Here is a 24,718-nt window from a genome sequence, read left to right on the forward strand (position 1 = left end):
GGGGGCCGTTCGCGTTTCAGCGCAGGGTGAGGGCCGCGGCTTGCCGGATGGCGCGGGTCAGCGGCGCGAGCGCGGCTGCGGTGAGGCGGGCGTATTGCCAGTAGAGCGGCACGTCGAGCGGGCGGTCCGGTGCCAGCTCCACCAGCCGCCCTTCGGCGAGAGGGGCGGCAACCAGCGGTTCGGGGTTCATGCCCCAGCCGAGGCCGGCCAGCGCCGCGTCGACGAAGCCGGTGGAGGAGGCGAGCCCGTGGGTCGGATAGGCAAAGCGCCTGCCGGTGAGCGCCAGAAGCCAGTCGCCCTGCAGCCGGTCCTTGTCGGAGAAGGTGAGGGCCGGAGCCTGCGCCAGCGCCGCGGGGGTCGGGCCCTCGGGCAGCCAGCGGGCGACGAAGCCGGGACTGGCGGTGGCATAGTAGCGCAGCGCGCCGAGCGGGACCGTGTCGCAGCCCTGCAGCGGGCCGGGATGGCCGGTGATCGCGGCGGCCACCTCGCCGCGCCGCAGCCAGTCCTGCGAATGGTCCTGATCGTCGATCACCAGATCGAAGAGCATCCCCTCGGTCGCCGCGAGCGCCGGAATCACCCATGTGGCAAGGCTGTCGGCATTCACCGCGAGCCGGATCGTCGCGGGGCCGGCGGGTTGGCCGGGCAGATCCCGGGCCAGCGCCTGTTCCAGCAGCGTCACCTCCTCCAGATGCCGGATCAGGCGCAGCCCGGTCTCGGTCGCGGCGCAAGGCTGGCCGCGGCGGATCAGAAGGGTGCCGGTGCGCTCCTCCAGCGCCTTGATCCGTTGCGAGACGGCGGAGGGTGTGAGGTTCAGCACCGCCGCCGCCAGATCGAAACTGCCGCGACGGTGCACGGCGGCGAGGGCTTCGAGCAGGGGATAGTCCAGCATTAGCGCGGCTTCATCTGGCTGAGGAACATTAACTCGACTAAGGCGGCGCGGCGGGGCATGTCAAGCGCGGCAAGGGAGTGCGGGATAGGGAGTGCGGGCATGGGGCAGGCGGCGGTTTCGGGGTTTCTGATGGGGCTGAGCCTGATCGCGGCGATCGGGGCGCAGAATGCCTTCGTGCTGCGGCAGGGTCTGCGGCGCGAGCATGTGCTGGCGGTGGTGCTGACCTGCGCCCTGTCGGATGCGCTGCTGATCGCGGCGGGGGTGGCGGGCTTCGGCGCGGCATCGGAGCTGCTGCCCTGGCTCGGGCTGGCGATGCGCTGGGGCGGGGTGGCCTTTCTTCTGGTCTATGGCGCGCTCAGGTTCCGCGCGGCGCTGCGGGGCGGCGAGGCGCTGGTGCCTGCGGCGGGCGGCGCGGTGCCGCTGGGCCGGGTGCTGGGGACGGTGCTGGTGCTGACCTTCGCCAACCCGCATGTCTATCTTGACACGGTGGTGCTGCTCGGCTCGATCTCGGCGCAATACGACCCGCACCGGCTGGCCTTCGGGATCGGCGCGGCCTCGGCCTCGCTGGCGTTCTTCTCGGCCTTGGGTTTCGGCGCGCGGCTGCTGGCGCCGGTCTTTGCCCGCCCGCGGGCCTGGGTGGTGCTGGAGCTGCTGGTGGGCTGCACCATGTGGGCCATCGCGGCGGGGCTGGCGCTGGGCGGCTGAGGGCGAGATCGGGGGTTGAAGCTGCGCGCGAGATAGGGCTTTCATGCCGCCATGACCGACACCCTTTCCCCTTCGCGGAGCCGGACGCTGGAGGGCGTCGGCTGGATGCTCGCCTCGGGGCTGAGTTTCGTCGGGGTGACGGGGGTGGTGCGCTATCTCGGCACCGACCTGCCCGCCGCGCAATCGGCCTTCCTGCGCTTTGCCATCGGGCTGATCTTCGTGCTGCCCGCGTTGCGGTCGCTCCTGCGCGACGGGCTGCCCGCGGGGTCGCTGCCGGTCTTCGTCTGGCGCGGCGCCTTCCATACCGCGGCAGTGGTCTTCTGGTTTTACGCCATGGCGCGCATCCCGGTCGCCGAGGTGACGGCCATCGGCTATCTGAACCCGGTGCTGGTGACGCTGGGGGCGGCGCTGTTCTTCGGCGAGCGGCTGGCCTGGCGGCGGATGCTCGCCATCGCGGTGGCGCTGGTCGGCACGGCGATCGTGCTGCGCCCGGGGCTGCGCGAACTGAACGCGGGCCATCTGTCGCAGCTCATGGCGGCGACCTTCTTCGCCGGCAGCTACCTGCTGGTGAAGCGGCTGAGCGGCATCTCCGGGGCGGGGGCCATCGTGGCGATGATGTCGCTCTGCGTGACGCTGGGGCTTCTGCCCTTCGCGCTCTGGGTCTGGGTGCCGGTGAGCCCGAGCCAGATCGGCTGGCTGGCGCTGGTCGCGGCCTGCGCCACCTCGGGGCATTACTGCATGACGCGGGCCTTCCACGCCGCACCGCTGGCGGTGACGCAGCCTGTCACCTTCCTGCAACTGATCTGGGCGACTCTGCTGGGCGCGCTGGTCTTCGGGGAGGGGGTGGATGTCTTCGTGCTGCTGGGCGGGGCGATCATCATCGGGGCGATCAGCTATATCACGTGGCGGGAAGCCGTCGCGAACCGCGGCGTGACGCCGCCCGCGGCGCCCCAGACGCAGGGCCCGGTTTGACACTGGCGCGCGGCGCGGCATAGACAGGCGAAAATTCCAGAAGGACGGCGGAACATGAAGATTGCGATGATCGGCACCGGATACGTCGGCCTAGTGTCGGGGGTCTGTTTTTCGGACTTCGGCCATGAGGTGATCTGCGTCGACAAGGACCCGGCGAAGATCGAGATGCTGACCAACGGGCAGGTGCCGATCTTCGAGCCGGGGCTGGAAGCCCTGATGGTGAAGAACGTGGCTGCCGGGCGGCTGACCTTCACGCTGGATCTGGCGGCGGCGGTCGATGGGGCGGATGCGGTGTTCATCGCGGTGGGCACGCCGACGCGGCGCGGCGACGGCCATGCGGACCTGACCTATGTGATGGCGGCGGCGGCGGAGATCGGCCGGGCGCTGACCGGCTATGCCGTGGTGGTGACGAAATCCACCGTGCCGATCGGCACCAACCGCAAGGTGCAGGCCGTGGTGGCTGAGGCCAATCCGGCGGCGGAATTCGACGTGGCCTCCAACCCCGAGTTCCTGCGCGAGGGCGCCGCGATCGACGACTTCATGCGGCCCGACCGCGTGGTGGTCGGCGTCGAATCCGAGCGCGCCAAGAAGGTGATGGCCGACATCTACCGCCCACTGTTCCTGCGCGACTTCCCGGTGGTCTACACCGGGCTCGAAAGCGCCGAGATGATCAAATACGCGGCGAACGCCTTCCTCGCCACCAAGATCACCTTCATCAACGAGATCGCGGCGCTGTCCGAGCGGGTCGGGGCCGACATCAAGGCGGTGGCCAAGGGCATCGGGCTCGACGGGCGGATCGGCAACAAGTTCCTGCATGCGGGGCCGGGCTATGGCGGGTCGTGCTTCCCCAAGGATACCAGGGCGCTGGCCCGGATGGGGCAGGAGCATGCGGTGCCGATGCAGATCACCGAGACGGTCATCAAAGTGAACGACGAGATCAAGCGGCGGATGATCGACAAGATCACCGACCTCTGCGACGGTTCGGTCTATGACAAGACCGTGGCGGTGCTGGGCGTGACCTTCAAGCCGAACACCGACGATATGCGCGACGCGCCCTCGCTGACCATCGTGCCGGCGCTGGTCGGCATGGGCGCCAAGGTGCGGGTGGTGGACCCGGAGGGGCTGCGCGAGGGCAAGGCGCTGCTGCCGGGCGTCACCTGGATGGACGATGCCTATGCCGCGACCGAGGATGCCTCGGTGGTGGTGATCCTGACCGAGTGGAACGAGTTCCGCGCGCTGGATCTGGGGCGGATCGCCGAGAAGATGACCTCGGCCCGGATGGCCGATCTGCGCAACGTCTATTCGGAACGCGAAGCACTGGACGCAGGTTTCGACGCCTATATCGGCGTGGGCCGCTGAGGCGGCGACAGAACGGAGGCCGGAATGGCGGATCATGTGCTGGTGACGGGCGGGGCGGGCTATATCGGCTCGCATGCCTGCAAGGTGCTGAAGGCGGCGGGGTTCGTGCCCGTGGCCTTCGACAATCTCTCGACCGGCTGGTCGGAGGCGGTGCGTTACGGCCCGCTGGCGCAGGGCGACCTGATGGATCGCGCCAGCATCGACGCGGCCTTCGCGCAATACAAGCCCGTGGCGGTGATGCATTTCGCGGCGCTGTCGCTGGTCGGCGTGTCGATGAAGGACCCGGGCACCTACTGGCGGGTGAACGTCAACGGATCCTTGAACCTGATCGAGGCGACGGTGGCGGCGGGCTGCCGCAACTTCGTCTTCTCCTCGACCTGCGCCACCTATGGCGATCAGGACGGGGTGATCCTCGACGAGGACACGCCGCAGCGCCCGATCAACGCCTATGGCGCCTCGAAACGCGCCATCGAGGAAATGCTGGCCAATTTCGGCGCGGCCTATGACCTCAACCACGTGATCTTCCGCTATTTCAACGTGGCGGGCGCCGACCCCGACGGCGAGATCGGCGAGCAGCACGAGCCCGAGACGCATCTCATTCCGCTGATGCTGGAAGCGATCGAGGGCAAGCGCCCGGCGCTGACGGTGTTCGGCACCGATTACGACACGCCGGACGGTACCTGCATCCGCGACTATGTGCATGTGATGGATCTGGCCGAGGCGCATGTGCTGGGACTGAAGCATCTGCTGGCCGGCAAGGGCAACGGGGTCTACTGCCTCGGCACCGGCAAGGGCTTCTCGGTGCGCGAGGTGATCGAGCAGTCGCGCGTCGTCACCAACCGCGAGGTGCCCGTCGTCATGGGCGACCGGCGGGCGGGCGATGCGGTGGCGCTGGTCTCCGGCTCGGCCCGGGCGGTGCGGGAACTGGGATGGGAGCCGACACGCTCGACCCTGCCCGCGATGATCACCGACGCCTGGCGCTGGTCGCAGGCGCATCCTTTCAAGGAGTAGACGATGCCAGATGCCATAACCGAGCGGTTTGCGCTGGCCGAAGCCGTGGTCGGCGAGGCCGCGGCGCTGGCGCTCGACTTCTTCCAGAACCGCGACACGCTGGTGATCGAGGACAAGGCGAGCCCGCAGGACATCGTCAGCCGCGCCGACCGCGAGGTCGAGGAGCTGATCCGGGCGCGGATCTCGGCGGTCTATCCCGATGACGGTTTTCTCGGTGAGGAGGGCGGCACACAGGGGGGCTCTTCGGGCTTCGTCTGGGTGATCGACCCGATCGACGGCACGACACCTTTCCTGAACGGCCTGCCGCATTGGTGCGTGGTGCTGGCGCTGGTCAAGGACGGCGAGACGCTGGCCGGCGTGATCGAGCAGCCGCTGATGCAGGAGCGCTTTACCGCGCGGGCCGGGCAGGGAGCCTTCCTCAACGGGGTGCAGCTGAAACCGCGGCCCGAGATGGTGGTGGCCAATTCGGTGATCGCCATCGGCGCGAGCCACCGCACCCCGCCCGACCATTGCGCCGCGGTGATCCGCGAGCTGATGACGGCGGGCGGGCTGTTCTACCGCAACGGGTCAGGGGCGATCATGCTGGCCTCGGTCGCGGCGGGGCGGCTTGGCGGCTATTACGAGCCGCACATGAACGCCTGGGACTGTCTGGCGGCGCTTCTGATGATCCGCGAGGCCGGAGGGCGCGTTGCCCCCTTTCCCGGCGACGGATCGGGTGGCATGGTGATCGCCGCGCAGCCTCAGGTCTGGGACGGGCTGCAGGCGGTTCTGGCCGCCGCTGGATGAGCCGAAAGGGGAGGGCGCCGATGCAGGGGATGACACGCCGGATGGCCATGGCGGGGCTGCTGCTGCTGGCAGCCTGTGGCAAGCCCGGCAGCGCGCCCGATCCCACGCCGCAGCCTGCGGGCGCGGTCGAGGTGATGCGGCTGATCTCGGATTACGCGCAGCATTACGAGGTGCCGGAGGAGCTGCTGCACCGGATGGTGCAGCGCGAGAGCGGCTACAACCCCGGGGCGCGCAACGGGCCCTATTACGGGCTGTTGCAGATCCACCCGCAGACCGCCCGCACCATGGGCTTCCGCGGCGAGCCGCATCAGCTGCTCGATGCCGAGACCAATCTGCGCTATGCCGGGAAATACCTGCGCGGCGCCTGGCTGGTGGCGCGGGGCGACCATGACCGCGCCGAGATGTGGTATGCCAAGGGCTACTACTACGAGGCCAAGCGGATGGGGCTTCTGGAAGAAACCGGGCTGCGCTGAGCGGCGGCCCGCGTGGCTTTTCGACATAAAGTGTAATGTCTTGTGTGCAAGCCCTGCGGGGCTTGCCGTTGCACCCCCTGCGGCGCCGATCTAGCATTCGGCATGATCACCCAGAAGATGAAATATGCCCTGAAGGCGCTCATGGCGCTTGCCGATGAAAAGGCAGGTGAGGGCCGGGCGTTGCGGATCGAGGATATCGCGCAACGGTCGGAGACGCCGAAGCGGTTTCTGGAGCATATCCTGCTGGAGATCCGCAACGCGGGCTACATCGCCAGCATCCGCGGCCGCAATGGCGGCTACCTGCTGATCAAGGAGCCCTCCTCGATCCCGCTCAGCGACCTGCTCAGGATGATCGACGGGCCGATCGCGCCGCTGCCCTGTCTCTCGCGCCGGGCCTACCAGCGCTGCGAGGATTGCCGGGACGAGACCGCCTGCCGCATCCGCAAGGTCTTTGCCGAGGTGTTCTGGTCTTACCTGCTGCTGATCGAATCGCTGACGCTGGCCGATCTGGCCGGGTCGCAGGCGACGATGGCCGAGATCATGGCTTTGCCGACCACCGCCGCCTGAAGTTCGGGCTCTCAGCCCTCAGCCCTCAGCCCTCAGCCCTCAGGCATCAGGAAGATCTCGCGCAGGCTGGCGGTGGGGCTGGCCTGAAGCGCGAAGAGCGCGGCCTGCGCCACGTCGTCGGGCTGGATCTTGTCGGGCTTGGGCTGGTCGAAAAAGGCGGTGTTCACCATGCCCGGGGCGATGACCGTGCAGCGCCCGCCCCATTCGGCCATCTCGGCAGCCAGATTGGCGCCGAAGCCATGCACGAACCACTTGCTCGCGCCATAGACCGAGCCCTTGATCTCGCGCCGTCCGGCGGCGGAGCCGGTGAGCAGCATGTGCCCCTTGGCGGCACGCAGATGCGGCAGGGCGGCATGGGCGGTGTAGAGCACGCCCATCACGTTCACATGGATCATCCGGTGCCATGCCTCGGGATCGCCCTTCTCGACACCGGGCTGCTCCAGCCCCATGCCGGCATTGGCGAAGGCGGCATCGACCGCGCCGAAGCGGTCCGCAAGCTGCGAAAGCGCCTCGGTCAGGTCTTCGGCGCGGCTCACGTCGCCGGGCAGGGCCAGCGCGGCCTCGCCCAGTTCGGCGGCGAGCGGTTCCAGCTTTTCGGCGCGGCGGGCGAAGAGGCCGACGTTCCAGCCTTGCGCCACGGCGGCGCGGGCGGTGGCCTCGCCGATGCCGCTGGAGGCGCCGGTGATGAAGAGGGTCTTCTTTGTCATGCGGTATCCTTTCCGGGAGATGCTCAATCAACGCGCGACAGCGGGGATTGGTTCGGTCGCAGCATCAGTGCCGCATCTGCGGCAGCGGTTCGCGTCTTGACTCGGACGGGCGGCTTTCTGAATATCGCGCCACCCGATTGTCGGGGAATGTCATTTCAAGCACCGGCAATCTGCAATACATGCATTCTGACGCCTCACCGTGACGGTGGCGTATTTTTTGGAGACATTGATGACGATGAAAGTCCTTTTCACTGGCGCGGACGGCTATATCGGTGGCCTGCTCGGCCCGTATCTGCTGCAGAAGGGCCTCGATGCCGTCGGGCTGGACACGGGTTTCTATCGCAAGGGCTGGCTCTACCCGACTTCGGCGCCGCGTCCGGCGGTGCTGACCAAGGACATCCGTTCGGTCACGGCGGAGGATCTGCAGGGCTTCGACGCCATCGCCCATCTGGCCGAACTGTCGAACGACCCGCTCGGCCAGCAGAGCCCGGGTCTGACGCATGAGATCAACCACGGCGGCTCGGTGCATCTGGCCAACATGGCGCGCAAGGCGGGCATCAAGCGCTTCGTCTACATGTCGTCCTGTTCGGTCTATGGCGTGGGCCAGCCCGACCAGATCCTCGACGAGACGAGCCCGGTGAACCCGCAGACCGCCTACGCCGAATGCAAGGTGAAGGTCGAGGAAGACCTGACCAAGATGGCGGGCGACGATTTCGAGCCCTGCTTCCTGCGCAACGCCACCGCCTATGGCGCGAGCCCGCGCCAGCGGTTCGACATCGTGCTGAACGACCTCTGCGGTCTGGCTTGGACCACGGGCAAGATCACCCTCCTGTCCGACGGCTCGCCCTGGCGCCCGCTGGTGCATGCGCTGGACATGTGTCAGGCGGTGCATCTGTCGCTGACGGCCCCGGCCGACGCGATCCGTGGCCAGCGCTACAACGTCGGCTCCAACGACCAGAACTACCGCGTGCTGGAGATCGCCCAGATCGTCGCGCGCAGCTTCCCGGGCTGCGAGCTGGAAGTGGGCCAGCCCTCGGCCGACAACCGTTCCTACCGGGTGAATTTCGACAAGATCGGCAAGGTTCTCCCCGAGTTCAAATGCCAGTGGACCGCCGAGAAGGGCGCCCAGCAGATGCGGCAGGTCTTCGAGCGGATCGGCATGACCGCCGAGGAATTCTCCTCCGAGCCCTTCACCCGGCTGAAGATGCTGAACCGGCTGCGCAAGACGGGGCTTCTCGACGAGAAGCTGTTCTGGGCCAACCCGGTTGTCGAGGCGATGGACGCATGATCATCGTCGACACGGCGCTGGCCAAGCGCGAGGCAGCAGGCCGCCCGATCCGGGTGGCGATGGTGGGTGCGGGCTTCATGGGGATCGGCATCGCGGTGCAGATCGCCAAATCGGTGCCGGGCATGGTGCTGGTCGGCATCGCCGCGCGGCGCGCCGAACAGGGCATCGCCGCCTTCGAGAAGAGCCGCGAGGGCGAGACGGTGCGCACCGCCGCCACCGTGGCCGAGGTCGAGGCCGCGATGGCCGAGGGCGTGCCGGTGGTGACCGAGGACCCGGCAGTGCTGGCCGAGGCGCGGGGCTATGACGCGCTGGTGGAAGTGACCGGCTCGATGGATTATGCGCTGTCGGCGGTGGAAATGGCGATTGCCACCAAGCGGCATGTGATCCTGATGAATGCCGAGCTTGATGGCACCGTGGGCCCGCTTCTGAAGAAGAAGGCCGATGCGGCGGGGGTGATCTACACCAATTGCGATGGCGACCAGCCCGGGGTGCAGATGAACCTCTGGCGCTTCGTCAAGGGCATCGGGGTGAAGCCGGTGCTCTGCGGCAACATCAAGGCGCTGCAGGACGAATACCGTACGCCCGAGACCCAGCGCGGCTTTGCCGAGAAATGGGGCCAGAAGGCCGAGATGGTGACCTCCTTCGCCGATGGCACCAAGATCTCCTACGAGCAGGCCATCGTCGCCAACGGCACCGGCATGCGGGTGGCCAAGCGCGGGATGATCGGGATCGACCCGACCAACAAGAACCCGACGCTGCCGCTGCGCCCGCTCGAAGACTATGTGGCGATGTTCGCGCCGCATCTCGACCCAGAGGGGCCGGGGATCGTCGATTACATCGTCGGCGCGCGGCCCGGGCCGGGGGTCTTCGTGCTCGGCACCCATGACGATCCGGTGCAGAAGCATTACCTCAACCTCTACAAGCTCGGGGAGGGGCCGTATTACCTGTTCTACACGCCCTATCACCTGTGCCATTTCGAGGTGCCAATGACCGTCGCCCGCGCGGTGCTGTTCGACGATGCGGCGCTGGCGCCGATCGACGGGCCGCTGGTCGGCGTGGTGGCGGTGGCCAAGCGCGACCTGACGGCGGGCGAGACGCTCGATGGGATCGGCGGCTTCATGGCCTACGGACAGGCCGACAATTCCGAGGTGATCGCCAAGGAGCGGCTGCTGCCGATGGGTCTGGCCGAGGGCTGCGTGCTGACGCGCGACGTGGCCAAGGACGAGGTGCTGACCTTCGCCGATGTGCGCATCCCGGAAGGCCGCCGCATCGACGCGCTCTATGCCGAGATGGAGCAGGCGTTCGGGCTGGTCTGAGGACTGGGGCGCAGGAACAGGAAGGCCGGTCCCGCGGGGCCGGCCTTCTGCTTTGTAACGATCGCCGCGCCACGAGCGACGTCCACATCTAGGTCGATGAGTTCCTTCGGAACACATCGTATTGTGCCTCGAAGGCGCGCTTGTAGGCGGGCCGTCCGGTTGCACGGGCGATGTAGCCCATGAGCGGTCGATGGTCTTCCAGAAGCCCCGATCCTTCCAGCCTGCGGAGTGCATGGACCATCAGGATATCTGCGGCGCTGAACGTCCCGGCCAGCCAGATCGAGGTCCCGAGCGCTGCTGCAAGCTGATCCAGCCGCATCCTGATCCTGTCGTCGACCATGGCGAAGCGCTCAGGCTGCCAACTCCTGCCGGCTTCGAAATACTTGACGTGATCGCGCTCCACGATGGGGGGCTCGACCGTGTTCAAGGCGGCGAACATCCAGCTTTTGACGGTGGCGCGCCCTGCCGCATCTTCAGGCAACAGGCCGGCATGGCTCTCCGCGAGGTGAAGCACGATGGCACCGGATTCGAACAACACCACGTTCCCGTCTTCATAGGTCGGTATCTGGCCGAACGGCTGGAGCTTGAGGTGGGGAGGCGCCTTCATCTCATCGAAGGAGACCAATCGCACGTCATAGGGACGGCCGATTTCTTCAAGCGCCCAGCGCACCCGCATGTCCCGCGCAAGCCCTGCGCCTTTGTCCGGCGATGTCCTGAACGCTGTGATCGTGGGCATGGTGCTCATCCGGAAGGTGGCGGCTCTCCCCTGCATCCTAGCATGACGCAGGGAGAAGCCGACGTTGTTCCCGATGTCGCGATCATCGACAGGGGCTCCGAGCGGTGGTTGCCGCTGCGAACCCTGCGTCTGGGTGTCCGCGCCCGGAGCTGCGGTCCCGGGGTTGGACTTCTGCTGTTAGGGCCCGCCTCAGCCGGCGGTGTAATCCGGCCAGGCCGCGTCCTTTTCCGAGATCACCGTGACCTCCACCGGCCAGTCGATGCCGAAGGCCGGGTCGTTCCAGCGCACGCCGCCTTCGGTGCCCGGCGCATAGGCGGTCGAGACGAGGTAGGAGACCGCCGCGCCGTCCGCCAGCGTCAGGTAGCCATGGGCGAAGCCCTCGGGGATGTAGAGCTGGCGGTGGTCGCCCGCGGTCAGGGTGAAGCCTTCCCACTTCATGTAGGTGGAGGAGTCCTCGCGCAGGTCGATGATCACGTCATGGATGCTGCCCCGGATGCAGGTCACCACCTTCACCTCGGCATGGGGGGCGTGCTGGTAATGCATGCCGCGCAGCGTGCCCTTCAGGTGGTTGAAGGAGTTGTTGTGCTGCACGAAGCGGGTCTTCAGCCCGGCGTTGGCCATCTCGGTCTCGCAGAAGCTGCGGGCGAAATAGCCGCGCTCGTCGGTGCGGGGCTCTTCCTCGATGATGAAGGCATCTTGCAGGGTGGTGGGAATGAAACGCATTGGGCGAGGGCCTCTGGTCTGGAAATGCGCCTCCGCGCGGGAGGCCTGTTGAAATGTCGCGCGGGCGAGAGTGGCGGGATTCGGCGCGGCGGGCAACCGCAAAGCGGCGCCCGGGCGCGGGGGCGGGCGGCATAAAGGGCTTAATCTGCGGCGGAAAACCGGATAGGCAGAGAGAGGCCCCCGGCCTGCCCCTTTTCCTTGCACAGAGATACCGCCATGGACCAGTCAACCTCCCTCGCCACGCTCACCGGCGGAGAAGCCATCGTGCGCCAGCTGGTCACCGAAGGCGTGACGGATGTGTTCTGCGTGCCCGGCGAAAGCTATCTCGCCGTGCTCGACGCGCTGCATGACGCGGAGGTCAAGGTGACGATCTGCCGGCAGGAGGGCGGGGCGGCGATGATGGCCGAGGCGCATGGCAAGCTGACCGGCAAGCCCGGCATCTGTTTCGTCACGCGCGGCCCGGGGGCGACCAATGCCGCCGCCGGGGTGCATGTGGCGATGCAGGATTCGACGCCGATGATCCTGTTCGTCGGCCAGATCGAGACCGGGATGCGCGAGCGCGAGGCGTTTCAGGAGGTGGATTACCGCGCGGTCTTCGGCTCGATGGCGAAATGGGTGACCGAGATCGACGACGCCGACCGAGTGCCGGAGCTCGTCGCGCGGGCCTTCCATGTGGCGACCTCGGGTCGTCCGGGGCCGGTGGTGATCGCGCTGCCGGAGGACATGCTGGTGGCGATGACGGGGGCGGAGGCCGTGCCGCCGATGCGGCCCGCCGATGCGGCGCCGAGCGCCGGGGCGCTGGCCGAGCTCGCCGCGCTTCTGGATGCCGCCGAGCGCCCGCTGATCGTGGCGGGCGGCAGTGGCTGGGATGCCGAGGCGGTGACGCGGCTGGCGGGCTTCGCCGAGGCCTTCTCCTGCCCGGTCACGGTCTCGTTCCGGCGGCAGGGGCTGTTTCCCTGCGACCATCCGAATTTCGCCGGCGATCTGAGCGTCGGCGCCAACCCGAAGCTGGTGGACTATGCCAAGGCGAGCGATCTGGTGCTGCTTCTGGGCGGGCGGCTGTCGGAGATGCCGAGCCAGTCCTACAGTCTGCTGACCATTCCCAGCCCGTCGCAAAAGTTCATCCACGTCCATCCGGGGGCCGAGGAGATTGGCCGGGTCTATCGCCCGGATCTCGCCTTCAACATGACCCCGCGCGCCTTCCTTGCCGGGGTGGGTGCGCTGAAGGGCCGCCGCGACCGCAAGGGGCTTCTGGCCGAGGGCCATGCCATCTATCACAGCTGGAGCGACACGCCGACCGAGGTGCCGGGCAGCTTCAACCTCGGCGAGGTGATGGTGGCGCTGCGCAACGAGCTGCCGCGCGATGCGGTGGTGACCAATGGCGCGGGCAATTATGCGATCTGGCTGCACCGCTACTACCGCTACCGCCAGTTCGGCACCCAGCTTGCGCCGACCTCCGGCTCGATGGGGTTCGGCCTGCCTGCGGCGGTGGCGGCGAAGCGGGTGATGCCGCAGAAGACGGTGGTGGCCTTCGCCGGCGACGGCTGTTTCCTGATGACCGGGCAGGAGTTCGCGACGGCGGTGCAATACGATCTGCCGGTGATCGTCGTCGTGGTAGACAACGGCATGTATGGCACGATCCGCATGCATCAGGAGCGGGAATACCCGGGCCGGGTGATCGGCACCGAGCTGAAGAACCCCGATTTCGCCGCCTATGCCCGCGCCTTCGGCGGTCATGGCGAGCGGGTGGAGACCACGGCCGAGTTCATGCCCGCCTTCCGCCGCGCGCAGGACAGCGGCAAGCCCGCGATCCTGCATTGCGTGACCGACCCCGAGGCCCTGACCCCCGCCCGCTCGCTGAGCCAGATCCGCGCCGCCTCACAGGCCGCCGGGCGCTGAGCCGCCGCCCCGCCACCGCCTCCGCGGCCCCGACGGGCTGGGGAGCGCCGATCCACGCCTCCCAACTGGAAAGACCCCCCGCATGAAACCCGATGTTCTGGTGATCGCCCCGATCCGCCCCAAGCAGATGGCGCTGCTCGAAGCCAGCTACCGGCTGCACCGCTACGATCAGGCGGCGGAGAAGGCCGCCTTTCTGGCCGAGGTCGGGCCGTCCTGCGTGGCGGCGGTGACCAACGGCCATGCGCCGCTCGACCGCGCGATGATCGAGGCTCTGCCGGCGCTGCAGCTCGTGGCCTGCGTCTCGGCGGGGTTCGAGAGCATCGACCTCGACGCGCTCACCGAGCGGGGGGTGCGGATGACCACCACGTCGGACGCGCTCTTCGACGACGTGGCCGATACCGCGCTGATGCTGATGCTGGCGGCGCGGCGCGACCTGCGGCGCGCGGATGCCTATGTGCGGTCCGGCGACTGGGGGCGGCAGGGGATGTATCCGCTGCAAACCTCGATCCGGGGCAAGAAGCTCGGCATCGTCGGCATGGGCCGGATCGGTCAGGCCATCGCCCGGCGCTGCGAGGGGCTGGGGATGGAGGTCGCCTATAGCGGTCGGTCGAAGAAGGACCTGCCGCAGGCCTATATCGCCGCCCCGGTCGATCTGGCGCGCTGGGCCGATGTGCTGATGGTGGCGGTGGCGGGCGGGCCCGACACGCGCAATCTGGTGGACGAGGCGGTGATCCGGGCGCTGGGGCCGGAGGGCACGCTGGTCAACATCGCCCGTGGCACGGTGGTGGACGAGCCCGCGCTGATCGCGGCGCTGGGCGACGGCGGGCTCGGCTCGGCGGGGCTCGATGTCTTCCTGAACGAGCCGACCCCGGACCCGGCGCTGACCGCGCTGCCGAATGTCACGCTCTATCCGCACCACGCGAGCGGGACGGAAGAGACGCGCGATGCGATGGCGCAGCTGGTGGTGGACAATCTGGCGGCGCATTTCGCCGGGAAGCCGCTGTTGACGCCTGTCAACTGACGGGAACCGGGGGCAGGGCGCCCCCGGCGGGCCTGAGCAGCGCTCAGACCTTTTCGACCAGCTTGGGGTCGGTGGCGGCGGGCTCTTCCGCGGCGCCGTCCTTGACGCCCTTCTGGAAGGCGGCGATACCTCTGCCGACCTCGCCCATCAGGCTGCTGACCTTGCCGCGCCCGAAGAGCACGAGCACCACGGCGCCGATGATGAGGATTTCGGGAAGACCGAGTCTGCCGAACATGGGAAATGACCTTTCGGATCGACCCTCGACGGCGCTGTGGCCGGAGGGGAAGGAATGGAAGATGCGGGGCCGCCCGCTCCAGGGGCGGCAGGCTCCGGCCTCGGGCCGGGTCAGGCCTGCCGCGGCGGGGCGCGGGCCCGGGGGGCGGGCAGGCTGCGGCCGGCGGGGGCGGCGGTGAGAGCCGCGGCCAGATCGGCGCGGCGGGGCAGCAGCTCGGGCCCCGGTGTTAGGGCATCTGCGGCCAGCGGAGGATCGCCCGCGCCGTCTTCGGGCAGGGCAGGCGCAAGCCGCGGCATTTCGGCGGCGAGCCCGCTCTGCCCTTCGCCCGCGCTGCCGGGGAAGGGACCCGGCGTGCCGATGAGGCAGAGGCAGGCCAGCACGATCCGCAACAGCAGGGCAGGCAACACTCCGGCAAGGGGCTGGGCGGCGCGCATCATCGCCGGAAGCTGACATCAGCCCGCGACAAAGGCAAGATAGGCTGCGCCCGGTCGGCGCCCGAGCCTCGCCGCCATTGAAACTGGACGTGGGATCGGGGATGGTCGGCTTTCGCCCCGTGGTGTCGATTGCCGGAATGGATGAATGATCTTTGAAATAGCCCTTGTTCTGCTGCTGACAGTGTTGAACGGGATGCTCGCCATGTCGGAGCTGGCCATCGTCTCCGCCCGGACACCGCGGCTGAAGATGCTGGCCGACCGCGGCAGCAAGGGCGCCGCCACCGCGATGCGGCTGGCGGAGGAGCCGGGCAAGTTTCTCTCCAGCGTGCAGATCGGCATCACGCTGGTCGGCGTGCTGTCGGGTGCCTTCTCCGGCGCGACGCTGGGGGCAAGGCTCGCCGACACGCTGCGCGACGCGGGGCTGTCGCCCGTCGCCTCGAACACGCTGGGGGTGGGGACGGTCGTCGTGCTCATCACCTATCTGTCGCTGATCGTGGGCGAGCTGGTGCCGAAGCAGATCGCGCTGAAGGCGCCCGAGAAGGTGGCGGCGAAGGTGGCGCCGCTGATGCTCGGCATCTCTCGGGTGGCGGCGCCGCTGGTCTGGCTGCTCGACAACTCCGGTCGGCTGGTGCTGAAACTGCTGTCGCAGTCGGGGGGCGCCGAGAGCAATGTCAGCGACGAGGAGGTGCGCTATGTCATCGCCGAGGCCGAGACCTCGGGGGCGATGCAGCCTGCCGAAAGCAAGATGATCGCCGGGGTGATGCGCATCGCCGACCGCACCGCGCGCGGGCTGATGACGCCGCGCCACGAGGTCGAGATCGTCGATCTGGCCAATACCCCGCGCGAGATCCGCAGCCGCTTCCAGAACTCGCGCCGCTCGCGCCTGCCGGTGCGGGATGGCGACGACGAGAACATCATCGGCGTGGTCACCATCCGCGACATCCTGACGCCGGGCTTCCTGCGCCCCGGTTACGACCTGCGCGCCGCGGTGCAGGAGACGCCGGTGGTGCGCGACGGTCTGGGCGCGCTGGAAGTGATCCAACGGCTACGCAACTCGCCCTCGCATATGGTGCTGGTCTATGACGAATACGGCCATTTCGAGGGCATCATCACCGCGATGGACGTGCTGGAGGCGATCACCGGCGAGTTCAGCGACGCGGTGGAGGACGAGCCCAAGGTCGTCACCCGCGCCGATGGCTCGCTGCTCGTGGCGGGCTGGATGCCGGTGGACGAATTTGCCGAACTGCTGCACGCCGACCTGCCCGAGAGCCGCGGCTACGAGACCGTGGCGGGGCTGGTGCTGGAGCTGACCGGCCACCTGCCGGTGGTGGGCGAGACGCTGGTCTTCAACGGCTGGGCGATCGAGGTGGTGGACCTCGACGGCCGACGGATCGACAAGCTCTTGGTGACGCGGAAGGGGTAAGCCTTCGGCCACCCCCATGCGGGGGGCGAAGGCAAGGTCTTGTTTCCGTGAGGGAAAGTGGCAGCCCGTAGGGGAGTCGAACCCCTCTTCCCAGGTTGAAAACCTGGTGTCCTAACCGATAGACGAACGGGCCACGCTGGACGTGGCGGGTTCTAGAACGCGGCGCGGCGGCGCGCAAGAGGCAAAACGCAGGAATGTCGCATGACGGGGAGAGTTTCCGTCATGCGGGGGAGGGGCGGTCAGCGGTCGATCTGGGCCGCCATGATGGCGATGGCCTGCTGGTAGACGGTGGCGGCGTTCCACTCGCGGATCACGGCGAAGTTCGGCTCGCCCTCCTGATAGCCGGCACCCGGCCGCCAGCCCTTCTGGGCGAAGAAATTCGCCGTCGAGGCCATCGAGTCGGTCAGGTTGTAGAGGTCGATCCGGCCGTCACCGTTGCCGTCGACGCCGTAAGCGAGCACGTTGCCCGGCAGGAACTGGGTATGGCCGACCTCGCCATGCTTGGCCCCGACCGATTGCGTGGTGATCGTGCCGCGGTCGACCAGCTGCAGCGCGGCGAGGAGGTGTCCGGTGAAGAACTCGGTGCGGCGGCAGTCGTAGGACAGGGTGGCGATGGCCGAGACCACATTGGTGTCGCCCATGAAGCCGCCGAAGCCGGTCTCCATGCCATGCACCGCGAGGAGGATGCCGGGCGGCACGCCATAGGCGCGTTCCAGCGCGGCGAAGAGCTCGGCGTTGCGCGCCTTGCGCGAGCGGCCCTGCGAGACGATGGTGCTGGCGCCGCGCACCTCCATGAACTTCGACAGCGAGTATTTGAAGCTCTTCTGGTTGCGGTCGGCCGAGATCGTCGCCTTGGAATAGCTGGTGCCCATCAGCGCGTCGATGCCGCGCTGCCCGACGCCGACCGCGGCGGCCTCCTGCGCCATCTGCGGCTTCCAGGCCTCGTATCCGGCGGAGGTGTCGCCGCAGGGCGCCGCAAGCGCGGCGGAGGGCAGCAGGGCTGCGAGGCAAAGGGCTGGGATAAGGCGCATCGTGAGATCCTGTTGAGGTCAATCACGCCACTCTAGGCTGACCGTTGCGTCGCGCAAGAGCCGCGCGGCACAACTGACGCGAGTGTCATCGTCGCGGGTCGACCCGCCGCCCGGTCGCGGGGTCGAAGAAATGCGCGGCCTCGATGTCGAAGACGGCATGCAGCCGCTCGCCCGGCTTCAGCGCGGCATTGCCGGGCAGACGCACCACCATCGCCTCGGCGGCCGAGGTGACATGGCCGGGGAAGGCGCAATGGGCATAGGCGTCGGCCCCCAGCGTCTCCACCGCCAGCACGGTCAGCTCGATGGCCCCGACGCCTCCAGGCTGCGTTACAGCGCGGATATGCTCGGGGCGGATGCCGAAGAGGATCGGCTGGCCGGGCTCGGCCGGAGCCGGGCAGGCCAGCACCGCGCCGCCGGGCAGGGTCAGGCCCGCGCCGTCGGACGTGACGGTGGCTGCGAGGATGTTCATCGCCGGCGAGCCGATGAAGCCCGCGACGAAGGTGGTGGCGGGGCGTTCGTAGATCCGCATCGGCGTGTCGATCTGCTCGGCCACGCCCGCGTTCATCACGATCAGCCGGTCGGCCAGGGTCATCGCCTCGACCTGATCGTGGGTGACATAGAGCGAGGTGGTGCCGACGCGGCGCTGCAGCTCCTTGATCTGCAGCCGCATCTGCACCCTGAGCTTGGCGTCGAGGTTCGACAGCGGCTCGTCCAGCAGGAAGGCCGCCGGGTCGCGCACCAGCGCCCGGCCCATCGCCACCCGCTGCCGCTGCCCGCCCGAGAGCGCGCGGGGCTTGCGGTCGAGATAGGGCTGCAGCTCCAGCATCTCGGCCGAGCGCGCCACCCGCTCGGCGATCTCGGCCTTGGGCATGCCCGAGATCTTCAGGCCGTAGGCCATGTTCTCGCGCACGGTCATATGCGGGTAGAGGGCGTAGTTCTGGAACACCATGGCGATGTCGCGCGCCCTGGGTTCCAGATCGTTCACCACGCGGCCGTCGATGGCGATGGTGCCAGAGGTGATCTCCTCCAGCCCCGCCACCATGCGCAACAGCGTGGACTTGCCGCAGCCCGAGGGGCCGACGATGACCACGAATTCCTCATCGGCAATGTCGATCGACACGCCATGGATGACCTCCATGCCGGAATAGCTTTTCCGAACGTCCGTCAGGGTGATCCGCGCCATTACTTCTCCGTTTCCACGAGGCCCTTCACGAACCAGCGCTGCATCAGCACGACCACGAGGATCGGCGGCAGGATCGCCAGCATCGAGGTGACCATCACGAGATTCCAGGGGGTGTCGGCATCGGCGAAGGAGATCATCTTCTTCAGCGCGATGACGATGGTGTTCATCGAGTTCGAGTTCGTGACCAAGAGCGGCCAGAGATATTGCGTCCAGCCGTAGATGAAGAGGATCACGAAGAGCGCGGCGATATTGGTCAGGGACAGCGGCAGCAGGATGTCCTTGAAGAAGCGCCACGGCCCCGCGCCATCGACGCGGGCAGCCTCGAGCAGCTCGTTCGGGATGGTCATGAAGAACTGCCGGAACAGGAGCGTCCCGGTGGCCGAGGCGACCAGCGGCAGGATGAGCCCTGCGTAGGTGTCGATCAGCTTGAGGTCGACCATGACCTTGTAGGTCGGCAGGATGCGGACTTCCACAGGCAGCATCAGGGTGATGAAGATCAGCCAGAAGCAGACCATGCGCAGCGGGAAGCGAAAGAAGACGATGGCATAGGCCGAGGCCATCGAGATCACGATCTTGCCGAAGGCGATGCCGAGGGCGACGACCGTGGTGTTCCAGAGGAGCCGCCCGACGCCCACGCCGCCGATGCGGCCCACGCCGCCGGTCATGGCGTCGCCGTAATTCTCCACCAGCTCCGGCCCGGGCAGCAGCGGCAGGGGCGGGCGCAGGATGGTCTGGATCGAATGGGTCGAGGCGATGAACACGTAGTAGATCGGGAAGGCCACGACGATCACGCCGATGACCAGAAGGAAATGCGCGATGACCCGGCTGCGGGTCTTCACGCCGATCATCTCACCCTCAGCCATAATGCACCCTCCGCTCGACATATTTGAACTGGAAGGCGGTCAGGCTGATGACGATCACCATCAGGATCACCGATTGCGCCGCCGATTCGCCGAGGATCAGGTTCACGAAGCCGTCGTTGTAGACCTTGTAGACCAGCGTTTCGGTCGATTTGCCGGGGCCGCCGCCGGTGACGGCATGGATGATGCCGAAGGTGTCGAACAGCGCGTAGACCGTGTTCACCACCAGAAGGAAGAAGGTCGTCGGCGCCAGCAGCGGGAAGACGATGGTCCAGAACCGCCGGGCCGAGCCCGCGCCGTCGATCGCCGCCGCCTCCAAGAGCGAGCGGGGGATGGCCTGCAGGCCGGCGACGAAGAACAGGAAATTGTAGCTGATCTGCTTCCAGCTCGCCGCGGCGACCACCAGCGTCATCGCCTGGCTGCCGTTCAGGAGCGGGTCCCAGTTGATCCCCAGCTGGCGCAGCGGCCAGGCCAGCGTGCCGAAGGAGGGGTTGAACATGAAGAGCCAGAGCATCCCGGCGATGGCGGGGGCCACCGCATAGGGCCAGATCATCAGCGTCCGGTAGAAACCCTTGCCGCGCACGACCTTCTCGGCCTGCACCGCCAGCAGAAGCGCGATGGCCATCGAGAAGAAGGCGGTCAGCACCGAGAAGACCGCGGTGACCTGGATGGAATTCACATAGGCCGGGTCGGAGAGCACCCGGCGGAAGTTGGCGAGACCGACGAACTGGGTCTTCAAGCCGAACGCGTCCTCGCGCAGCGTCGACTGGCGCAGCGCCTGCACGGCGGGCCAGTAGAAGAACACGAAGGAGATCGCGAGTTGCGGGGCAACCAGCAGCCAGGGCAGCAGGCGGTGGGGGAATGTGGCTCGGTTCATCCGGGGATGGGCCGCCCTGAGACGGGCGGCCCTTGCCTTTTCAGCCGCCGATGGCCTGCTTGATGGCCTCGTTGCCGCGCTCCACCGCGTTGTCGAGCGCTTCCTGAGCGGTTTGCTGGCCGGCGAGCATCTTCTCGAACTCCTCGTTCTGGATGTCGCGGACCTGCGGCAGGTTCACCAGACGCACGCCCTTGGAGTTGGCGGTCGGCTCCTTGCCCATCATCTGGGTGATCGGAACCTCGCGGCCCGGGTTCTCGTCGTAGAAGCCCGAAGCCTTGGTCGCCTCATAGGCTTCCAGCGTCACCGGCAGGTAGCCCGAGGTCTGGTGCAGGTATTCCTGAACCTCGACCTGCGAGAGATAGCCGAAGAAGGAGGCGACGCCGGCATAGGTCTCGTCCGACTTGCCGCCCATCACCCAGAGGCTCGCGCCGCCCGGGGTGGTGTTCTGCGGGCCGCCCGCGTCGGTGTCATAGGGCATCTGGCCGATGCCGTAGTTCATGCCCGATTTCACGATGTCGCCCAGACCGCCCGAGCTCTCGGTGAAGATGCCGCATTCGCCGGCGAGGAAGATCTGCTTGGCCTCCGAGGTGCGGCCGCCGTATTTGAAGGTGCCGTCCTTGGCCAGATCGGCGAGCGCCTGGAAGTGGTTGACGAAGACCGGCTCGTTGATCTTCAGCTCGGCATTCACGTCGGCGAGGCCGTTCTCGTTCGTGGCGTAGGAGACATCGTTCCAGGCCGCGAAATTCTCCAGATGGATCCAGGTCAGCCAGGTCGAGGTGTAGCCGCACTCCGCCGCGCCGCTTTCCTTGATCTTCTTCGACATGTCCCAGACTTCGTTCCAGGTCTTCGGCGGGGTGTTCACGTCCAGCCCGGCCTTCTCGAAGATGTCCTTGTTGTAGTAGAGGATCGGCGAGGAGGAGTTGTAGGGGAAGGACAGCATGGTGCCGTCGGGCTTGGAGTAGTAGGCCACGATGCCCGGCAGGTATTTCGACTTGTCGAAGGTCGCGCCGCCCATCGACAGCACGTCGGCCACCGGCATGATCGCGCCTTCTGCGGCCATCATCACGCCCGTGCCCACGTCGAAGACCTGGATGATGTCGGGGGCCTGACCGGCGCGGAAGGCGGCGATGCCCGCGTTCAGCGTTTCGGGATAGGTGCCCTTGAACACCGGCATCACCTTGTAGTCGGACTGGCTGGCGTTGAAATCGCTGGCGATCTTCTCCACCACTTCGCTGTTCGCGCCGGTCATCGCATGCCACCAGCTGATCTCGGTCTGGGCGGCCGCGGCTCCGGCCTGGAGGGCCAGGAACATGGCGCTCGCGGCGAGGAAATCTTTTCTGATCATGGTCTTCTCCCTGAATGTTGCAGGTGCCTCTTTGGTGTGGACCGGACCTACCTGCGATATGTGACAGCAGTGCGATACCGAGGCCGCCGGGCGGCACCGATGCCTCGAACGCTGGCGCAAAGGCCGGGCCTCCTCTCCCGGTTGCGGCTGCGCAGCGTTCGGCGCTCGTCAGGCGAAAGGATCAAATGCTTCGCGCAGCTTCGCAAGAGCGAAAATGCGCGAATCGCAGGCATTTTCGATCGGCGACGGTTCTCTTTCGGGCTTGAGCGGACCAGCGCCGGGTCAGCGGCGATCGGTCCCGCCTGCCGGGTGCTTGGCAAGCCGGGCAGAACGGCGCAAGAGAGAGGCGGAAAAACCGGAGCCGCAGATGATGCCTTTCCCCCGCACCGAGACCGCCCGATGACCGCGCTGATGATCCAGGGCACCGGCTCCGATGTCGGCAAGTCGCTGCTGGTGGCGGGGCTCTGCCGCGCGGCGCGGCTGCGCGGGCTGTCGGTCACGCCCTTCAAGCCGCAGAACATGTCGAACAACGCCGCCGTCACCGCCGATGGGGGCGAGATCGGCCGGGCGCAGGCGCTGCAGGCCCGGGCGGCGGGGCTGGAGCCCCTGACCGACATGAACCCGGTGCTCCTGAAGCCCGAGACCGATGTCGGCGCGCAGGTGATCGTGCAGGGCAAGCGGATCGGCACGCTGAAGGCGCGGGATTATTTCGCGGCGAAGAAGACGCTGATCGCGCCGGTGCTGGAAAGCTTCGGGCGGCTCAGGGCGGCGCATGATCTGGTGATCGTCGAGGGCGCGGGCTCGCCTGCCGAGGTGAACCTGCGCGCTTCGGATATCGCCAACATGGGCTTTTCCCGCGCCGCCGACGTGCCGGTGGTGCTGGCGGGCGACATCGACCGCGGCGGGGTGATCGCGCAGCTCGTCGGCACCGCCTCGGTGATCGATCCGGAGGACCGGGCGATGATCGCGGGATTCATCGTCAACAAGTTCCGCGGCGATCCGCGGCTCTTCGACGACGGCTACCGCTTCATCGAGGAGCGCACCGGCTGGCGCGGCTTCGGCGTCGTGCCCTTCTTCCCTGAGGCGTCGCGCCTGCCCGCCGAGGATGCGCTGGATCTCTCCTCGCCCGTCCGGGGCGGGGCGGTGACGGTGGCCTGGCTCGCCTTTTCGCGCGTGGCGAACTTCGACGATCTCGACCCCCTGAAACAGGAGCCGGGGCTGACCGTGGTCATGGTGCGCCCGGGCCAGCCGATCCCGGCCGAGGCGCGGCTGGTGATCCTGCCCGGCACCAAGTCGACGCGGGGTGATCTGGCCTTCCTCCGCGCGCAGGGCTGGGACATCGACCTCAAGGCGCATCACCGGCGCGGCGGGCATGTGCTGGGCATCTGCGGCGGCTATCAGATGCTTGGCCGCTCGGTCGCCGACCCCGAGGGGATCGAGGGCGCGGCGGGCGAGACCGAGGGTCTGGGGCTGCTCGATGTCGCCACGGTGATGACGCCTGACAAGCGGCTGACGCGGACCGCGGCGCGGCACGAGGCGACGGGGCTGGGGCTCGAGGGCTACGAGATCCATATCGGCCGCACCGAAGGCGCGGATTGCGTGCGCCCCTTCGCCCGCATCGACGGGCGACCCGAAGGCGCCGTCTCCGCCGATGGCCGGGTGACCGGCAGCTACCTGCACGGCATGTTCACCGACGACGCCTTCCGCGCCGCCTTCCTCGCCGGGTTGGGGGCCGAGGCTTCCGGCTCAGGCTATGGCGCCGAGGTGGAGCGGGTGCTCGACGCGCTGGCCGCGCATCTGGAGCGGCATTTGGACATTGACGCGCTGTTCGCGCTGGCCCGCTAGAGCCGGTAGCGCAGGATCTGGCGGAAGCCCGCCGCGGCCAGCCGCTCCTCCGCCCCGCGCGGCACCGCGCCGGGGGTGAAGATCAGCGCCCGGGCCGAGCCGGTATGCGCGATGGCAAAGCCCGCCGCGCCGAGCGCCGCCGCCAGCGCGGGCGTCGGATCGTCGGCGGGGCCGCGCTGCGCCAGACAGCGCCGCGCCGAGGCGCTGGCGAGGGCGGCGAGCGTCGCGAGGTCGGGCGCGCGCCGCCAATCCGCCACCAGATCGCCGATCACGGCGAAATTGCCGTCCGTGGGGTCGGTGCGATGCGGCGGGCCGAAGAAACCGCCGAGAATCTCCATCTCCGGCAAGGGCGGCAGCTCGGCCAGCACCCGCGCCTCGCGCGACGCCCAGAGGAGCCGCCCCGGCGCCGGGAACATCAAGGGATCGCTGGCCCCTTCGCTGGCAAGACAGGCCCGGGCGACCACGGCGGCATCGGTCACCTGCGCCGCATGGGCCAGCGCGACCCGCGCCGCGGTCGAGGCCCCGGCACCGCCGCCCAGAGGCATCTCCAGCCGCAGCCGGAAGCTGCCTTCCAAGGGCGCGCCGAGGGCCCGCAGGAAGGCGCCGAGCTGCCCCGGCGGCATCACCGGCGCCGTCTGGTTCAGCGCCAGCGGCCCCGGGCGCCGCGCGGCCTCGGCAGCAAGCGGCGGGCAGGGCAGGGTGACCAGCACCACCGGCCCCTCCGGCCCGAGACGGCCCTGCAGCAATTCGCCCAAGTGCCCGGCCACGCGGACCGCGCCGGAAATCCGTGCTTCCTGAACGTCTGGCGGGTCGCCGGGCACCGCAGCCATGCGGGCGCATCCTTCGTCTGGGGTCGCCGCCCGGCTTAGTCGGCGCCGCCCGCCCTGTCAAACCGCAGTGGAAGCGGTCGCCGCGGCGGCTGGCGGAGGCTTGCGCACCTGCCCGATCGCTGGGCGACGCATGGCAGATTTGCCGCTACCACGCGGGCAATCGGCCGCCGCCGCGCTCAAACCGCCTCGCACTTGCCCGAGCG

The 24,718-nt window shown here is 68.2% G+C and carries 25 protein-coding genes and 1 tRNA gene; 13 read left to right on the forward strand and 13 right to left on the reverse strand.

Features of this window, described 5'->3' with window-relative positions:
- Positions 1-16 precede the first annotated feature (16 nt).
- Positions 17-889 (reverse strand): LysR family transcriptional regulator ArgP, encoded by an 873-nt coding sequence (locus AC3A5Z_RS04035; protein ID WP_487518090.1) that lies wholly within the window; start codon positions 887-889, stop codon positions 17-19.
- A gap of 99 nt (positions 890-988) precedes the next feature.
- Here AC3A5Z_RS04035 and AC3A5Z_RS04040 point away from each other — a divergent pair, with 99 nt between their 5' ends.
- The 7 genes from AC3A5Z_RS04040 (at position 989) to AC3A5Z_RS04070 (ending at position 6,762) form a co-directional block, all read left to right on the forward strand.
- Entirely contained in the window at positions 989-1,594 is a 606-nt protein-coding gene (locus tag AC3A5Z_RS04040; protein WP_487518091.1) for a LysE/ArgO family amino acid transporter, read from the forward strand.
- A gap of 51 nt (positions 1,595-1,645) precedes the next feature.
- Complete coding sequence (locus tag AC3A5Z_RS04045; RefSeq protein WP_487518092.1) at positions 1,646-2,566, forward strand: DMT family transporter; 921 nt, start codon at positions 1,646-1,648, stop codon at positions 2,564-2,566.
- A gap of 54 nt (positions 2,567-2,620) precedes the next feature.
- Positions 2,621-3,925, forward strand: a complete 1,305-nt coding sequence (locus tag AC3A5Z_RS04050) for a UDP-glucose dehydrogenase family protein (RefSeq protein ID WP_487518093.1) — start codon at positions 2,621-2,623, stop codon at positions 3,923-3,925.
- 24 nt (positions 3,926-3,949) lie between these two features.
- On the forward strand, positions 3,950-4,936 hold the full coding sequence (gene galE / locus AC3A5Z_RS04055; protein WP_487518094.1) for a UDP-glucose 4-epimerase GalE: 987 nt from the start codon (positions 3,950-3,952) through the stop codon (positions 4,934-4,936).
- A 3-nt stretch (positions 4,937-4,939) separates the two neighbouring features.
- On the forward strand, positions 4,940-5,722 hold the full coding sequence (locus tag AC3A5Z_RS04060; RefSeq protein WP_487518095.1) for an inositol monophosphatase family protein: 783 nt from the start codon (positions 4,940-4,942) through the stop codon (positions 5,720-5,722).
- A gap of 20 nt (positions 5,723-5,742) precedes the next feature.
- Positions 5,743-6,195, forward strand: a complete 453-nt coding sequence (locus tag AC3A5Z_RS04065) for a transglycosylase SLT domain-containing protein (protein WP_487518096.1) — start codon at positions 5,743-5,745, stop codon at positions 6,193-6,195.
- Between the two features lie 102 nt (positions 6,196-6,297).
- A complete protein-coding gene (locus AC3A5Z_RS04070) occupies positions 6,298-6,762 on the forward strand; it encodes an RrF2 family transcriptional regulator (RefSeq protein ID WP_487518097.1) in 465 nt (154 codons plus the stop codon).
- 32 nt (positions 6,763-6,794) lie between these two features.
- Here AC3A5Z_RS04070 and AC3A5Z_RS04075 read toward each other — a convergent pair whose 3' ends face one another.
- Positions 6,795-7,469 (reverse strand): SDR family oxidoreductase, encoded by a 675-nt coding sequence (locus AC3A5Z_RS04075; RefSeq protein ID WP_487518098.1) that lies wholly within the window; start codon positions 7,467-7,469, stop codon positions 6,795-6,797.
- A 229-nt stretch (positions 7,470-7,698) separates the two neighbouring features.
- Between AC3A5Z_RS04075 and AC3A5Z_RS04080 the strand changes: the two genes are divergently transcribed.
- Both AC3A5Z_RS04080 and AC3A5Z_RS04085 read left to right on the forward strand, forming a co-directional pair.
- Positions 7,699-8,757 (forward strand): NAD-dependent epimerase/dehydratase family protein, encoded by a 1,059-nt coding sequence (locus AC3A5Z_RS04080; RefSeq protein ID WP_487518099.1) that lies wholly within the window; start codon positions 7,699-7,701, stop codon positions 8,755-8,757.
- Complete coding sequence (locus AC3A5Z_RS04085) at positions 8,754-10,073, forward strand: NAD(P)H-dependent oxidoreductase (protein WP_487518100.1); 1,320 nt, start codon at positions 8,754-8,756, stop codon at positions 10,071-10,073. Before AC3A5Z_RS04080 ends, AC3A5Z_RS04085 begins: the two co-directional genes overlap by 4 nt.
- An 88-nt stretch (positions 10,074-10,161) precedes the next feature.
- Here AC3A5Z_RS04085 and AC3A5Z_RS04090 read toward each other — a convergent pair whose 3' ends face one another.
- Together AC3A5Z_RS04090 and rfbC are read right to left on the reverse strand one after the other, a co-directional pair.
- Positions 10,162-10,809 (reverse strand): glutathione S-transferase family protein, encoded by a 648-nt coding sequence (locus AC3A5Z_RS04090; protein WP_487518101.1) that lies wholly within the window; start codon positions 10,807-10,809, stop codon positions 10,162-10,164.
- Positions 10,810-10,998: 189 nt separating this feature from the next.
- Entirely contained in the window at positions 10,999-11,532 is a 534-nt protein-coding gene (gene rfbC, locus AC3A5Z_RS04095) for a dTDP-4-dehydrorhamnose 3,5-epimerase (protein WP_487518102.1), read from the reverse strand.
- Between the two features lie 216 nt (positions 11,533-11,748).
- Here rfbC and AC3A5Z_RS04100 point away from each other — a divergent pair, with 216 nt between their 5' ends.
- Together AC3A5Z_RS04100 and AC3A5Z_RS04105 are read left to right on the forward strand one after the other, a co-directional pair.
- Positions 11,749-13,431: a thiamine pyrophosphate-binding protein gene (locus tag AC3A5Z_RS04100; protein WP_444666931.1), complete on the forward strand. Its 1,683-nt coding sequence runs from the start codon at positions 11,749-11,751 to the stop codon at positions 13,429-13,431.
- 82 nt (positions 13,432-13,513) lie between these two features.
- On the forward strand, positions 13,514-14,452 hold the full coding sequence (locus tag AC3A5Z_RS04105; protein WP_107663970.1) for a 2-hydroxyacid dehydrogenase: 939 nt from the start codon (positions 13,514-13,516) through the stop codon (positions 14,450-14,452).
- 43 nt (positions 14,453-14,495) lie between these two features.
- Here the strand turns inward: AC3A5Z_RS04105 and AC3A5Z_RS04110 are convergent, their stop codons facing one another.
- Positions 14,496-14,687, reverse strand: coding sequence for a twin-arginine translocase TatA/TatE family subunit (locus tag AC3A5Z_RS04110; RefSeq protein WP_487518103.1), 192 nt, complete (start codon positions 14,685-14,687; stop codon positions 14,496-14,498).
- A 110-nt stretch (positions 14,688-14,797) separates the two neighbouring features.
- A complete protein-coding gene (locus AC3A5Z_RS04115; protein ID WP_487518104.1) occupies positions 14,798-15,124 on the reverse strand; it encodes a hypothetical protein in 327 nt (108 codons plus the stop codon).
- Between the two features lie 142 nt (positions 15,125-15,266).
- Here AC3A5Z_RS04115 and AC3A5Z_RS04120 point away from each other — a divergent pair, with 142 nt between their 5' ends.
- The gene (locus AC3A5Z_RS04120; protein WP_487518105.1) at positions 15,267-16,544 is read left to right on the forward strand and encodes a hemolysin family protein; all 1,278 of its coding nucleotides are present in this window, start codon (positions 15,267-15,269) and stop codon (positions 16,542-16,544) included.
- A gap of 58 nt (positions 16,545-16,602) precedes the next feature.
- Here AC3A5Z_RS04120 and AC3A5Z_RS04125 read toward each other — a convergent pair.
- The 6 genes from AC3A5Z_RS04125 to ugpB form a co-directional block, all read right to left on the reverse strand.
- A tRNA-Glu gene (locus AC3A5Z_RS04125) sits at positions 16,603-16,677 on the reverse strand.
- A gap of 106 nt (positions 16,678-16,783) precedes the next feature.
- Complete coding sequence (locus tag AC3A5Z_RS04130) at positions 16,784-17,575, reverse strand: lytic murein transglycosylase (RefSeq protein ID WP_487518106.1); 792 nt, start codon at positions 17,573-17,575, stop codon at positions 16,784-16,786.
- A gap of 85 nt (positions 17,576-17,660) precedes the next feature.
- Complete coding sequence (locus AC3A5Z_RS04135; RefSeq protein ID WP_487518107.1) at positions 17,661-18,758, reverse strand: sn-glycerol-3-phosphate import ATP-binding protein UgpC; 1,098 nt, start codon at positions 18,756-18,758, stop codon at positions 17,661-17,663.
- Positions 18,758-19,621, reverse strand: coding sequence for a sn-glycerol-3-phosphate ABC transporter permease UgpE (gene ugpE / locus AC3A5Z_RS04140; protein ID WP_107663976.1), 864 nt, complete (start codon positions 19,619-19,621; stop codon positions 18,758-18,760). The genes AC3A5Z_RS04135 and ugpE overlap by 1 nt, the downstream gene beginning before the upstream one ends.
- A complete protein-coding gene (gene ugpA / locus AC3A5Z_RS04145) occupies positions 19,614-20,495 on the reverse strand; it encodes a sn-glycerol-3-phosphate ABC transporter permease UgpA (RefSeq protein WP_136793630.1) in 882 nt (293 codons plus the stop codon). The genes ugpE and ugpA overlap by 8 nt, the downstream gene beginning before the upstream one ends.
- A 40-nt stretch (positions 20,496-20,535) precedes the next feature.
- Positions 20,536-21,840, reverse strand: coding sequence for a sn-glycerol-3-phosphate ABC transporter substrate-binding protein UgpB (gene ugpB / locus AC3A5Z_RS04150; RefSeq protein WP_487518108.1), 1,305 nt, complete (start codon positions 21,838-21,840; stop codon positions 20,536-20,538).
- A 399-nt stretch (positions 21,841-22,239) separates the two neighbouring features.
- Between ugpB and AC3A5Z_RS04155 the strand changes: the two genes are divergently transcribed.
- On the forward strand, positions 22,240-23,685 hold the full coding sequence (locus tag AC3A5Z_RS04155) for a cobyric acid synthase (RefSeq protein WP_487518109.1): 1,446 nt from the start codon (positions 22,240-22,242) through the stop codon (positions 23,683-23,685).
- On the opposite strand, the gene AC3A5Z_RS04160 is transcribed toward AC3A5Z_RS04155, so the two are convergent.
- A complete protein-coding gene (locus AC3A5Z_RS04160) occupies positions 23,682-24,515 on the reverse strand; it encodes a propanediol utilization protein (RefSeq protein WP_487518110.1) in 834 nt (277 codons plus the stop codon). The genes AC3A5Z_RS04155 and AC3A5Z_RS04160 overlap by 4 nt on opposite strands.
- Positions 24,516-24,718 lie beyond the last annotated feature (203 nt).

The organism is Cereibacter sp. Soil_C_27 (assembly GCF_057657095.1).

Excerpts from the sequence above, each read along its gene's own strand:
- rfbC (WP_487518102.1), bottom strand. The coding sequence starts at position 11,532 with ATGCGTTTCATTCCCACCACCCTGCAAGATGCCTTCATCATCGAGGAA.
- AC3A5Z_RS04070 (WP_487518097.1), top strand. The coding sequence starts at position 6,298 with ATGATCACCCAGAAGATGAAATATGCCCTGAAGGCGCTCATGGCGCTT.
- AC3A5Z_RS04100 (WP_444666931.1), top strand. The coding sequence starts at position 11,749 with ATGGACCAGTCAACCTCCCTCGCCACGCTCACCGGCGGAGAAGCCATC.
- AC3A5Z_RS04050 (WP_487518093.1), top strand. The coding sequence starts at position 2,621 with ATGAAGATTGCGATGATCGGCACCGGATACGTCGGCCTAGTGTCGGGG.
- AC3A5Z_RS04110 (WP_487518103.1), bottom strand. The coding sequence starts at position 14,687 with ATGTTCGGCAGACTCGGTCTTCCCGAAATCCTCATCATCGGCGCCGTG.
- ugpA (WP_136793630.1), bottom strand. The coding sequence starts at position 20,495 with ATGAACCGAGCCACATTCCCCCACCGCCTGCTGCCCTGGCTGCTGGTT.
- AC3A5Z_RS04160 (WP_487518110.1), bottom strand. The coding sequence starts at position 24,515 with ATGGCTGCGGTGCCCGGCGACCCGCCAGACGTTCAGGAAGCACGGATT.
- AC3A5Z_RS04155 (WP_487518109.1), top strand. The coding sequence starts at position 22,240 with ATGACCGCGCTGATGATCCAGGGCACCGGCTCCGATGTCGGCAAGTCG.
- galE (WP_487518094.1), top strand. The coding sequence starts at position 3,950 with ATGGCGGATCATGTGCTGGTGACGGGCGGGGCGGGCTATATCGGCTCG.
- AC3A5Z_RS04105 (WP_107663970.1), top strand. The coding sequence starts at position 13,514 with ATGAAACCCGATGTTCTGGTGATCGCCCCGATCCGCCCCAAGCAGATG.
- AC3A5Z_RS04090 (WP_487518101.1), bottom strand. The coding sequence starts at position 10,809 with ATGCCCACGATCACAGCGTTCAGGACATCGCCGGACAAAGGCGCAGGG.
- AC3A5Z_RS04135 (WP_487518107.1), bottom strand. The coding sequence starts at position 18,758 with ATGGCGCGGATCACCCTGACGGACGTTCGGAAAAGCTATTCCGGCATG.
- AC3A5Z_RS04035 (WP_487518090.1), bottom strand. The coding sequence starts at position 889 with ATGCTGGACTATCCCCTGCTCGAAGCCCTCGCCGCCGTGCACCGTCGC.
- AC3A5Z_RS04075 (WP_487518098.1), bottom strand. The coding sequence starts at position 7,469 with ATGACAAAGAAGACCCTCTTCATCACCGGCGCCTCCAGCGGCATCGGC.
- AC3A5Z_RS04045 (WP_487518092.1), top strand. The coding sequence starts at position 1,646 with ATGACCGACACCCTTTCCCCTTCGCGGAGCCGGACGCTGGAGGGCGTC.
- AC3A5Z_RS04040 (WP_487518091.1), top strand. The coding sequence starts at position 989 with ATGGGGCAGGCGGCGGTTTCGGGGTTTCTGATGGGGCTGAGCCTGATC.
- AC3A5Z_RS04130 (WP_487518106.1), bottom strand. The coding sequence starts at position 17,575 with ATGCGCCTTATCCCAGCCCTTTGCCTCGCAGCCCTGCTGCCCTCCGCC.
- ugpB (WP_487518108.1), bottom strand. The coding sequence starts at position 21,840 with ATGATCAGAAAAGATTTCCTCGCCGCGAGCGCCATGTTCCTGGCCCTC.
- AC3A5Z_RS04120 (WP_487518105.1), top strand. The coding sequence starts at position 15,267 with ATGATCTTTGAAATAGCCCTTGTTCTGCTGCTGACAGTGTTGAACGGG.
- ugpE (WP_107663976.1), bottom strand. The coding sequence starts at position 19,621 with ATGGCTGAGGGTGAGATGATCGGCGTGAAGACCCGCAGCCGGGTCATC.
- AC3A5Z_RS04080 (WP_487518099.1), top strand. The coding sequence starts at position 7,699 with ATGACGATGAAAGTCCTTTTCACTGGCGCGGACGGCTATATCGGTGGC.
- AC3A5Z_RS04060 (WP_487518095.1), top strand. The coding sequence starts at position 4,940 with ATGCCAGATGCCATAACCGAGCGGTTTGCGCTGGCCGAAGCCGTGGTC.
- AC3A5Z_RS04065 (WP_487518096.1), top strand. The coding sequence starts at position 5,743 with ATGCAGGGGATGACACGCCGGATGGCCATGGCGGGGCTGCTGCTGCTG.
- AC3A5Z_RS04115 (WP_487518104.1), bottom strand. The coding sequence starts at position 15,124 with ATGATGCGCGCCGCCCAGCCCCTTGCCGGAGTGTTGCCTGCCCTGCTG.
- AC3A5Z_RS04085 (WP_487518100.1), top strand. The coding sequence starts at position 8,754 with ATGATCATCGTCGACACGGCGCTGGCCAAGCGCGAGGCAGCAGGCCGC.